The 10,613-nt window shown below is 67.0% G+C and carries 10 protein-coding genes; 8 read left to right on the forward strand and 2 right to left on the reverse strand.

The features are described 5' to 3' along the window. Positions 1-112 precede the first annotated feature (112 nt). Positions 113-346 carry a (2Fe-2S)-binding protein gene (locus AAF184_04320; GenBank protein ID MEO0421534.1) on the forward strand — a complete coding sequence of 78 codons (234 nt, stop codon included), beginning with the start codon at positions 113-115 and terminating at the stop codon, positions 344-346. Between the two features lie 214 nt (positions 347-560). Then, the gene (gene bfr / locus AAF184_04325) at positions 561-1,037 is read left to right on the forward strand and encodes a bacterioferritin (GenBank protein MEO0421535.1); all 477 of its coding nucleotides are present in this window, start codon (positions 561-563) and stop codon (positions 1,035-1,037) included. 32 nt (positions 1,038-1,069) lie between these two features. Here bfr and AAF184_04330 read toward each other — a convergent pair whose 3' ends face one another. Then, complete coding sequence (locus AAF184_04330; GenBank protein ID MEO0421536.1) at positions 1,070-2,272, reverse strand: MFS transporter; 1,203 nt, start codon at positions 2,270-2,272, stop codon at positions 1,070-1,072. Between the two features lie 428 nt (positions 2,273-2,700). Here AAF184_04330 and AAF184_04335 point away from each other — a divergent pair, with 428 nt between their 5' ends. The 6 genes from AAF184_04335 (at position 2,701) to AAF184_04360 (ending at position 9,686) form a co-directional block, all read left to right on the forward strand. Beyond that, complete coding sequence (locus tag AAF184_04335) at positions 2,701-3,774, forward strand: aminotransferase class I/II-fold pyridoxal phosphate-dependent enzyme (protein MEO0421537.1); 1,074 nt, start codon at positions 2,701-2,703, stop codon at positions 3,772-3,774. Next, positions 3,771-4,685 carry an alpha/beta fold hydrolase gene (locus AAF184_04340; GenBank protein ID MEO0421538.1) on the forward strand — a complete coding sequence of 305 codons (915 nt, stop codon included), beginning with the start codon at positions 3,771-3,773 and terminating at the stop codon, positions 4,683-4,685. Before AAF184_04335 ends, AAF184_04340 begins: the two co-directional genes overlap by 4 nt. A gap of 34 nt (positions 4,686-4,719) precedes the next feature. After that, on the forward strand, positions 4,720-5,523 hold the full coding sequence (locus tag AAF184_04345) for a TIGR00266 family protein (protein ID MEO0421539.1): 804 nt from the start codon (positions 4,720-4,722) through the stop codon (positions 5,521-5,523). Further along, a complete protein-coding gene (locus tag AAF184_04350) occupies positions 5,523-6,653 on the forward strand; it encodes a M48 family metallopeptidase (protein ID MEO0421540.1) in 1,131 nt (376 codons plus the stop codon). Before AAF184_04345 ends, AAF184_04350 begins: the two co-directional genes overlap by 1 nt. A gap of 16 nt (positions 6,654-6,669) precedes the next feature. Next, positions 6,670-8,088 (forward strand): pyridoxal-dependent decarboxylase, encoded by a 1,419-nt coding sequence (locus AAF184_04355; protein MEO0421541.1) that lies wholly within the window; start codon positions 6,670-6,672, stop codon positions 8,086-8,088. A gap of 116 nt (positions 8,089-8,204) precedes the next feature. Beyond that, positions 8,205-9,686, forward strand: coding sequence for an MFS transporter (locus AAF184_04360; protein MEO0421542.1), 1,482 nt, complete (start codon positions 8,205-8,207; stop codon positions 9,684-9,686). Here AAF184_04360 and AAF184_04365 read toward each other — a convergent pair. Then, complete coding sequence (locus AAF184_04365; GenBank protein MEO0421543.1) at positions 9,679-10,575, reverse strand: N-acetylmuramoyl-L-alanine amidase; 897 nt, start codon at positions 10,573-10,575, stop codon at positions 9,679-9,681. The genes AAF184_04360 and AAF184_04365 overlap by 8 nt on opposite strands. Positions 10,576-10,613: the final 38 nt, after the last annotated feature.

Below are 10,613 nucleotides of genomic sequence, written 5' to 3' on the forward strand. Positions count from 1 at the left end.
ACCTATGCCCCTTATGTCGGCCTGCGGGCCGGGAGCTTTAGGGGGGCGTCAAATGCTGAGGATTGTCGGGAACGTCATTGACAATGATTCGCATTTAAGTTTTGATAGCCCCATGTACATCTGCATCTGCAATGGCGTTACTGATCGCGAGATTCGCGAAGCCGCTGCCGCGGGCGCCGACTCTCTGGACGCGTTGCGTGAGGAGTTGGGCGTCGCCAGCTGCTGTGGCACCTTCTCTTGCGCCGCCGAGGCCATCCTCGAAGGCCAGGGCAGCGACCGCGTACCGGGCGCGGGCTCGGCCCGCACCGGCCGAAAGGTGACGTCGGGCCTCTCCGCCGGCGCCTGACCCTCGGTCCCAGCGCCTCACTTCCACCAGTCTTTCTTTCCTTCCCAGCCACTTAGGCGCGGCCAGCGCCCGAGCGCCTGCGCGCGTGCCCATGCACGCCATCCGTGTCGCTTGCCAAAGCGACGCTCGGGCCTCCAGAATCGCCTCCTAGCAACCCGTAACTATCTGTTTTCTAAATAAGAATTGTTTTTATCCGCAACGGAGAAGAGTTCTGATGAAGGCGCAAGCCGGCGTTATCGCACTACTGAACGAAGTCCTGAAGAACGAGCTGACGGCGATCAACCAGTACTTCCTGCATTCCCGGATGTTCGACGACTGGGGCCTGAAGGCGATCGGTAAGAAAGAGTACGAAGAGTCCATCGACGAGATGAAGCATGCGGACAAGTTGATCGCCCGCATCCTGTTTCTCGAAGGCCTCCCCAATCTGCAGGATCTGGGCAGGCTGCGGATCGGTGAGAACACCAAAGAGATCCTGGAGTGTGACCTCGCCCTCGAATACGACGCCCTCCCGGCCCTGCGCCAGGGCGTCAAGCACTGCGAGGACTGCCAGGACTACGTTACGCGCGATCTGTTCCAGCACATCCTCGATGCGGAAGAGGAGCACGTCGACTGGCTCGAAACGCAGCTCGGCCTGATTGACAAGGTGGGCATCGAGAACTTCAACCAGACCCAGATTGGCGAGGCCGACTAGAGCTCCCCGCGCGCCGTGTCCGACCTCGAGGGTCAGGCCGCAGGGGCGGGCGTCGGCGCTGCTCGCGGCGTCCGCGCCGCGGGCAGGGTGAAGGCGGCGAGGGTCGCCAGCAGCGCGAGCAGGGCGAGGCCGAAGAATAGCGGCGCGGGCGATCCCTGCCAGCGCACCACCGCTGCCGCCACGGCCACGGCCAACGGCGCGCTGCCGAAGGCGAGCACGAACTTCAGCCCGAAGAACAGCCCGTGCCGGGCCGGTGGTGCGTGCCGGGCCAGCAACATGTTCTCGGCCGGCATGGCGCCGGCGGAGACCACCACCGCCGCCGTCGCGGCCACCACCAACGGCATCCCCATCAGCGAGGCCAGCAGCAGCAAGAGCGGCAGCTGCAGGAGGGCTGCGGAGGCGTACAGGGGGCGCAGGGGCACGCGATCGGCGAGCCATCCTCCCGCCAGCTGCATGATCCCCGCCACCCCGTAGACGACGGTGATCCACCAGCCCGCAGCCGTTGCGGACGCGTTCGGGCCGGTCACCCGTTCGGCGAAGACCTTCGGGAACACCGCCTGACTCGCCTGGTAGATGAAACCAAGGGCGAACATCGCGATCAGCAGCGCCGCCAGGGGCAGCCATGACGTCCCCTCGTCCGTGCTCGATCGATCTGCAGGCGACGCTTGGCGTTGCGCGGTCTGCTCCGGCAACTTGCCGCCCAGGAGCATCGCACCCATGGCGATGCCAGCGGCCAGGCTGATCGCCCCGGGCACGATGAAGGCGGCTTGCCAGCCCCAGCGCTCGACGAGCACTGCGACGACGCCACCGCTCGCCGCCACGCCGAGGGCGCCGAACACGCCGTTGGCGCCGAGGATCAGGCCGCGCCGCTCCGATCGCGCCGCGCGCACTAGCCACGGAATGCCGACGGGGTGGTAGATCGCCGCGAAGGCCCCGAGCAGGGTCAAGCCCACGCCCATGACCCGACCGTCGGCGGCACTCGCGCAGAGCAGGCAGGCCGCTCCCATACCGAAGAACATCACCACCAACATCCCGGGGGCGCTCCAACGATCGGCCAGCCACCCCGCCGGCAGCGCGCACACGCCGACGGCCAGGGCACCCGCGGTCCATAGCGGCAGTAGTTGGGCGTAGGGCAGGGTCCAGGCGGATTCGAGGGCTAGCACGACCACGAAGAACATGGCCGTGAGCATGTGCATCAGGGCATGGCCGAGGCTTGCGAAGAACAGTGCTGACATGGGTGTCTGGCGGTAGGAACTTGGGGGTTGGTCACGCAGGTCATCGCGCTCTCGCGCATACTAGCGCCATGAGTTGGAAGTTCGTTGAAGAATATTCGGCGGCCTCACGGCGCTGGCGGCGTTGGAACTCCTCGCCATAGCGGTGCTATGGCTCGTCGTTCCGCCTTGCCAGCACCGCGAGGGCGCGTGAATCGTCTTCAACGAACTTCCAACTCAGGGCACTAGCGCCCAACAGCACACCTATCGACACGATCCAAATGCAATCGACCTCCCACCCCTCCGCCCGCGCGCCAGCTGTGCACAGCTCAGCGGTCCTCGCCAACGTACGCTAGGAGATCCGCGGTCGTCTGGCGCGACGGGCCAGCGAACTCGAGCGCCAGGGCTACGAGATCCTGGCCCTGAACATCGGCAACCCCGGCCAGTTCGGCTTGCGCACCCCGGAGACCATGCGCCGTGCGGTGGTGGAGAACCTCGCCTCCGCAGAGCCCTACTGCCCCTCGCGCGGCATCTTCCCTGCCCGCGAGGCAGTGGTCTTGCAGCACCAGAATCGCGGCGTGATGGATGTCACTGCGGACGATGTCTTCATGGGCAACGGCGTCAGCGAGCTGATCGACCTCACCCTGCGCGCCATGCTCAACAGCGGCGATGAGGTGCTGGTGCCGAGCCCCGACTATCCCCTGTGGACCGCGGCAGTGAACCTCAACGGTGGCCGTGCCGTGCACTACCCCTGTCGGCCGGAGCGAGGCTTCGAGCCCGACGCGAGCGAACTCGAGGCGTTGATCACGCCGCGTACGCGCGCCATGGTGGTGATCAACCCCAACAACCCCAGCGGCGCGGTGTACTCGCGCGAGACCCTCGAGCAGCTGGCGGCCCTGGCCGAGCGTCACCATCTCGTGCTGATGTGTGACGAGGTGTACGACCAGATCGTCTACGGCGATGCGCAGTTCGTGCCGATGGCCACCCTGGTGCGCGACACGCTGTGCGCCACCTACAGCGGCCTGTCGAAGGTGTATCGGGCGTGTGGCTATCGCGTTGGTTGGGTGGCCCTCAGCGGCAACCGCGACGGTGCCGCACACTACCTGGAGGCGATGGAGACCTTGGCGAGCTTGCGCCTGTGCAGCAACGTGCCGGGGCAGTGGGCCGTGCAAACCGCCTTAGGGGGACACCAGAGCATTCACCAGCTCACCGCGCCCGGCGGGCGTTTGTACGAGAGTCGCCAGGCGGTGATCGAGGCTGTGTCCGCCAGCGATGCGTTGGATATTCAAGCGCCGGCCGGGGCCATCTACGCCTTCCTTCGCGTGCGCGACGATGTGGTGCCGAGCTTCGACGACGAGGCCTTCGCCATGGAGCTACTGGAGCAGCAGCACGTGCTGGTGGTGCCGGGCTCGAGCTTCAATTTCCCCCAACGCGATCACCTGCGCATCACCCTGTTGCCCGACCGGGAGATGCTCGAAGACGTATTCCGCCGCATTCACGAGGTGCTCGGGAGCTGGCGCGGATGAAGCTGCCGCGCGCGCTGCTGATCAGTATCGTCAGTCTCTGGCTCAACAGCCTGCATCGGGTGGCGCCCAACCGGGCGCGACGCCAGGCGCTAAGGATCTTTTGCTCGCCGACCAAGCGCAGTCCCCCGGCGCCGCGCCACGGCCCGCTCTTGGCGAGCGCCGAGCGTAGGACCATGCGTCTGCCCGGGCGGGAGGAGAACGCGGTGGTGACCTATCGCTGGTCTTCACCCGATGCCGATCCAGCGCAGGTGCGGCCGCTGGTCATGCTGGCCCACGGGTGGGAGTCCTGCGTCGGGCGCCTCGCCGACTGGATCGGACCGCTGCACGCGGCGGGCTACGATGTGGTCGGCGTCGACGCGCCGGCGCACGGCGAATCCGAGGGCGGCGAGCTCACCGCGATCGACTACTCACGTGCCATGCAGATGCTGGCCTCGCGCGAGCCCGTGGCCGCCGTGATCGGGCATTCCTTCGGCGGCCTGTGCGCGGCCCTGGCCGTGGGTGCCGTCGGCCTGGACGCCCCCTTGCAGGCGGAGCGTTTGGTGCTGATCGCGGCGCCCCTCAGTGTGCAGTCACTCACCCACCGCTACGCGCAGATCCTCTCCCTGCGTCCGGCCCTGTTCGAGGACGTGGTGAGCTTGATCGAAGAGCGTACGGGCGTGGCCCTCGAGTGCTTCGATGCGGCCAAAGCCCTCGCCGGCGCATCTCAGTCACTACTGGTGGTGCACGATACCCGTGATGAAGAGGTGCCCTACGCCGATGGGGAAGCCCTGGCGAGCGCCCTCGGCCACGCCGAGCTCTACACCACCACCGGGCTCGGCCATCGCCAGGTGGCGCGCAACTCACACGTGATCCGATACGTAGTCCAACAACTACAGCAGTCCAAGGCGCTCCAGGCTCAAGCCAGCGCCTGACCTTTTATTCTCGTTAGCTAAAGGGGAAATGCCCATGTCAATGGATGTTATCGATTTCGAAATCTTCGGCGACGACATGCAGTTCGTGGAGATCGAGCTCGATCCCGGCGAGGCTGCCATCGGCGAGGCCGGCGCCATGATGATGATGGAAGACGGTGTGCAGATGGACACGGTGTTTGGCGACGGCTCCCAGCAGTCGCAGAGCGGTGGGCTGATGGACAAGCTGATGGGGGCGGGCAAGCGCCTGATCACCGGCGAGTCGCTGTTCACGACCATCTACCACAACGAATCCAGCATGAAGCGCAAAGTGGGCTTTGCCGCTCCCTATCCGGGCAAGATCATCCCGATCGATCTGGGGCAGATGGGCGGCACCTTCATCTGTCAGAAGGATGCCTTTCTGTGTGCGGCACGCGGGGTCTCCCTAGGTATCGCCTTCCAGCGCAAGATCGGCACGGCCCTGTTCGGCGGTGAAGGCTTCATCATGCAGCGCCTGGACGGCGACGGCATGGCCTTCGTCCACGCCGGCGGCACCCTGGCCAAGCGCGAACTCGGCCCCGGCGAGGTGCTGCGTTGTGATACGGGCTGCGTGGTGGCGTATCAGCCGAGCGTCTCCTTCGATATCGAGTACGTGGGCAAGCTGAAGTCGGCGGTCTTCGGCGGTGAGGGTCTGTTCTTCGCCACCCTGCGCGGGCCCGGCACCGTGTGGCTGCAGTCCCTGCCGATCTCTCGCCTCGCCGGCCGCATGCTGGCCTACGCGCCGCAGACCGGTGGCGCTACCAAGGGTGAGGGCTCGATCCTCGGCGGCATCGGAGGCCTGCTCGACGGCGACAACTTCTGATGGACGACGCCTCGTCCGCCGTCTCCTGCCTGCTGTTCGGCCCGGACCTGCCGCCCGCAGGCGAGGCGGCGACGGTGGCGGTGGCGGGCGATGGCATCCTCTTGCGTCGGGCCGAAGGCGGGGCCACCAGGCGCATCGAGGCGAACCTGCTCACCCTGCGCCGAGTGGGCTTCGATGAGCGGGGCCTGGAGCTCGCCTGGCGCGATCTCGAGCACCCGGATCACCCCGCCTACGCCTGCCACGTGCTGGACCCGGATTGCGCAAAACACGTATTGCATGCGCTGCCGCAGAGCCTCCGGGCCGACCAAGATGAGGTTCGTCGCTACGATCAGCGCCAGGCCCTGAAGCGGCGGGCGGGGCTCACCACCGTGGGCCTGTTCATCGCCCTGCCGCTGGTCCTGCTAATGGCGTTCGTGTTGCACATCGACAAGCTGGCCGGCGTCATCGTCGACCGAATCCCTATTTCTCAGGAGCTTGCGCTCGCCCGCCGTTACATCGAGGACTTCGATGCCGATCCCAATTTGCGACGCACAGGAAATCGTCATCGTGTGATCACGGGTGTGCTCGATCGCCTGCTCGCGCACGACGCCGCTTATGACTACACGCTGTACATCGCAAACGATTCGCAGATCAACGCCTATGCCTTGCCAGGGGGGGTGATCGTGGTGAACGATGGCCTCCTGGACGCTGCGGCAAACGTTGAGGAAGCGGCCGGCGTGCTGGCCCACGAGATCCAGCACGTGGAGCTCCGCCACGGCTTGCGCGGCGTTGTGAAGGAGGCGGGGCTGGCCCTCGTGGTCACGCTGATCACCGGGGACACCAGTGCCACGTTGGCCGGCGAGGCGGGCCAGCGGTTGATCGGCCTCAAGTTCTCGCGGGACGCGGAACGCCAGGCGGATCTAACGGGGTTCGATCGCCTCGTGAGTGTCGGCGTCGATCCGGACGGGATGGCCAGCTTCTTCGACACACTGGCGCGGGAGAAGGGCGCTGGGCAGGCCGAGTTCTTGTCCACCCATCCGGCCAGCGAGCAACGCGCGCTAGCGCTTCGCGCTCGGCTCGACGAGGTGGATCGCACGGCGTTGCGCCCCTTCGACGGAATCGATGTCTGGCCACCGGAGCGCGCGCCGTGACCGCACAGGGGGACGAGTGGAAAGAGCAACGCCTGAGCAACCGGATTTCCTCGCCCGCGCGAAGGAACTGCTGGCAGAAGGATTTGTCCACTTACCGAGCGTAGCGTCTACGGGCCTCGCCAAATACGAGCAGGACGCGCTGCTCGAAGCGGCGGAACGGCTGCAGGACAATTATCCCTACCATCATCCGCTCTACGTAGGGCAGATGCTCAAGCCACCCCACCCGCTGGCGCGCAATGCCTACGCGCTCGCCATGTGCCTCAATCCGAACAATCACGCCCTCGATGGGGGGCGCGCCAGTTCGCGCATGGAGCGCGAGGCGGTGGCGGGCCTAGCAAATATGTTCGGTTGGGATGAGCATCTTGGCCACCTCTGCGGTGGCGGCACGATGGCGAACTTCGAGGCCCTCTGGGTCGCTCGCGAGGAATCGCGAAGCCGTCATGGCGTCGCGGGCGCGGTCGCGGCGTCGGCGCAAGCGCATTACACGCACGAGCGCCTGAGCAGCGTGCTCGATCGCCCCTTCGTGAAGATCGATGTGGACGCTGCGGGACGCATGTCGATTCCGTCGCTCGAGCGCGCCCTGGAGGCCGCCTCGCAGACCATCGATACGGTGGTGGTGACGCTCGGTACCACTGCGGCCGGCGCCATAGATCCCTTGCCAGCCGTGCTGGCGCTGCGCGAGCGCTACGGCTTCCGGATCCACGTCGACGCCGCCTACGGGGGCTACTTCACGCTCGCCGACGGCATCAGCGCCTACGCGCGAGCCGCCTTCGATGCGATCCGCGCGGTCGACTCGGTGGTGATCGATCCGCACAAGCACGGTCTGCAACCTTACGGCTGTGGCTGTGTGCTGTTTCGTGATCCTACGGTGGGGCGCCACTACCGCCACGACTCGCCCTACACCTATTTCAGTTCCGACGAACTACACCTCGGCGAAATCTCCCTGGAGTGCTCCCGGGCCGGCGCTGCCGCCGTTGCCCTCTGGACCACCATGCGCGCCATGCCGTTGGAGCGCGAGGGCGACTTCGCGTGCGGGTTGGAGGCCTGTCTGTCCGCCGCTCGACGCTTGTACAAGCATTGCCAACAGCATCCGCGTCTGGCGCCGATCTTCGCGCCCGAGCTGGATCTGCTAGTGGTGGCGGTCAAGTCGCCGACGGCCGCGGAGAGTTCCACGCTGGCCCAGGAGATCTTCGACGAAGCGGCGGCCTGCGACCTGCACCTCGCGGTGGTGCGCGTGCCGCGGGCCCTCGCCCTTCGCGCCGAGGCGGTGACGGACTGGCAGGACGAAGAGACGATTCTGTGCCTGCGCTTTTGCACCATGAAGCCCGAGCACCTGCCGTGGTTGGAGCAGATCCGCAAGCGCCTGGACGGTGCCGTCACCACCGTGTTCGAGCGCGCCGCGCAGACCGAGTCCCTGCAAGCCCAAGTGCGCTGAACTAGCTCGTGTCGTTGGTCGAGGGTTCCCCGCGTCCCTGCGAGGCGGTCCGCGCGCAGGTCGCCTGTTCGCCGGCGGCGGCGGGTGAGGACTGCCCTCGTGAGCGCCGTGGTTGGGTGCTACTGGCCGCGATCCTCGGCTCCAGTATCGCGTTCGTGGAAGGGTCCGTGGTCGGCCTTGCGCTGCCCCGCATCCAGGCCTGGTTCGGCGTCGACTCGATGGCCCTGCAGTGGGTGTCCAACGGCTATCTCCTACTGCTAGGGGCCTGCATGTTGCCCGGGGGAATCGCCGGTGATCGCTTCGGGCTGCGACGCGTGTTCGTGCTCGGGACGGTCCTCTTCAGCGTGGGTGCGATCCTGTGCGCGCTCGCGCCGAGCTTCTCGATCCTGTTAGCTGCGCGCGCGCTGCAAGGCCTGGGCGGTGCTTTGCTCGTGCCCAACAGTCTGGCGCTGATCAGTGTGCACTACCCGGTGGATGCCCGTGCCGAAGCCATCGGTCGCTGGGCTGGGGCGGCGGCGCTGACCACGGCCGCAGGCCCCGTGCTCGGTGGCGTGCTGGTGGATGAACTCGGGTGGCGATCGGTGTTCCTGGTGGTCGTGCCCGTCGCCTGCGCCGCGATCGCCGTGACCCTGCTGCGGGTGCCGCCCGCACGCCCCGCCTCCAACCAAACGATCGACTGGCTGAGCGCAGCACTGCTGGTGCTTGGGCTCGGGCTGGCGCTGCTCAGTCTGACGCGCGCAGCTGAGGGTGCCGGCGGCTCAGTCGAGGTGGTCACCGCTGGGCTCGGGGGTATGTTGCTGGTGGCGTTCTGGCGACGTCAGCGCCGAGCATCGGCGCCGATGCTGCCACCGGCCTTGCTCGCCAACCGTGCCTTCGTCGGTGCCAATCTGGTGACTGCCTTGCTCTACGCAGGTCTCGGCGCGGCGCTGTACTTCCTGCCGTTTCAGCTCATTCAGGGGCTGGGGTACAGCGCGACTCAGGCGGGGGCGGCTTTGCTGCCGTTCACCTTGATCATCGGCTTCGGATCCGGTGCCGCCGGGCGCCTGATGGGACGCTTAGGCACGCGAACCTTGCTGGTCGCGGGGCCTGTCCTGGCCGGCGTGGGCTTGGGTTTGCTCGCCGCGAGCGGTGCCGAGGGTGGGTTCGTGTGGGGCGTGTTGCCTGGGGTGACCGCGCTCGGCGTGGGGATGGCGTTGAGTGTCGCACCGCTCACGGCAGCGGTGATGGCGGCGGTGGACGACGAGTCGGCGGGCGTTGCCTCTGGCATCAACAACACCGCCTCGCGCCTGGCGGGCTTGCTAGCGGTAGCGCTCGCCACGGTGTTGGCGGTGACCGTGTTCCGCGGCAGTCTTGCCACCCAACTGGCAAACCTCGCGCTGCCGGGCGCGGTTCGCATCGACCTGCTGGGCGAGGCGGGGCGGTTGGCGGACCTTCCCGTGCCGGAAGCACTACCGGCTGCGCTGAGGGTGCAGGTGGCGCAAGCGGTGACGGACGCGTTCACGGCGGCCTTCCGCTGGATCATGGCCTTGTGTGCCGTCGCCGCGGGGTGCGCAGCGGTGGTTAGCGCCCTCACCTTACGCGAGGGATCGCCTACCTGAGGGTGTCCAGCGTTTGGGGTCGGTAGCGTTCGAGGAGGGCGAATAGGATGGCGCTGGTGTCCGTGTCGATGCGTCCGTCGTGGCGGGTCGGCCGGAAGTGTAGCTGTAGGGCGCGCACTGCGTCGCGGGTGGCATCGTCCGGCGCTCCGGTCGGCTCGAGATCGAAGCCCCACGCGATGAGGGCGCGCTGGAGTGTTGGCAGTGACGGGGCATTGGCTTCGAAGCGTCCGCGCCAACGCTCGGCCGCGTCCTCGTCGTACCAGGCACCGACGCCGGCCTCGTGGAGCGCCCGCCAGGGGAATTGTGGGCCGGGATCCACCCTGCGCGAGGGCGCGATATCGGAGTGAGCGAGCACGCGCCAGGGCTCGATATCCGGGTGACGTGCCAGGATCTCCTGGCACAGGGCGATCACGGCGTCGATCTGCTCCGGCGGGTACGGGGTGAAGGCGCAGCCCTCGAGGGTCTCCTGCGGGGTGCACGCCGACTCGTTCACTATCTCGATCCCGATCGAACTGGCGTTCAACGCCGTCTCGCCCAACCAATGGCTGCGCCCGGCGTGCCAAGCGCGCGCAGACTCCGGCACCAGGCGGTAGACCCGAACGTTGCCGCGCCGACCGTCAGGGCGGTCGACCAGGTAGTGCGAGCTCACAGGGTTGGATGACGGCTGCGTCAGCAGGCGGAGCGATTCGTCGGTGTCTTCGCTGGTGTAGTGCAGGATCAGGTGGCGCACGCGGCCATCCTGATTAGTCGAGGGTTGTTCGCGCAGGACGTAGGTAGACGTGCCACAAGCACTTAAGGTGGCGGCGATCGCGATGATGGCGACGAAGGCGGTCGCCCTGCCCTGGACCCGACTTACCCAACCCGCGTTTGCACTGGTAGCCTCTGTCATAACGTAGAGAGTAGCGTGTCCTCGCTGCTCTCGTGCAC

The organism is Pseudomonadota bacterium (genome assembly GCA_039815145.1).
Classification (GTDB): Bacteria; Pseudomonadota; Gammaproteobacteria; order Steroidobacterales; family JBCBZW01; genus JBCBZW01.

What these genes read in the sequence shown, in the direction of transcription:
- AAF184_04345 (MEO0421539.1), top strand. Translation starts at nt 4,720, where the DNA reads ATGTCAATGGATGTTATCGATTTCGAAATCTTCGGCGACGACATGCAG.
- AAF184_04365 (MEO0421543.1), bottom strand. Translation starts at nt 10,575, where the DNA reads ATGACAGAGGCTACCAGTGCAAACGCGGGTTGGGTAAGTCGGGTCCAG.
- bfr (MEO0421535.1), top strand. Translation starts at nt 561, where the DNA reads ATGAAGGCGCAAGCCGGCGTTATCGCACTACTGAACGAAGTCCTGAAG.
- AAF184_04350 (MEO0421540.1), top strand. Translation starts at nt 5,523, where the DNA reads ATGGACGACGCCTCGTCCGCCGTCTCCTGCCTGCTGTTCGGCCCGGAC.
- AAF184_04320 (MEO0421534.1), top strand. Translation starts at nt 113, where the DNA reads ATGTACATCTGCATCTGCAATGGCGTTACTGATCGCGAGATTCGCGAA.
- AAF184_04340 (MEO0421538.1), top strand. Translation starts at nt 3,771, where the DNA reads ATGAAGCTGCCGCGCGCGCTGCTGATCAGTATCGTCAGTCTCTGGCTC.
- AAF184_04330 (MEO0421536.1), bottom strand. Translation starts at nt 2,272, where the DNA reads ATGTCAGCACTGTTCTTCGCAAGCCTCGGCCATGCCCTGATGCACATG.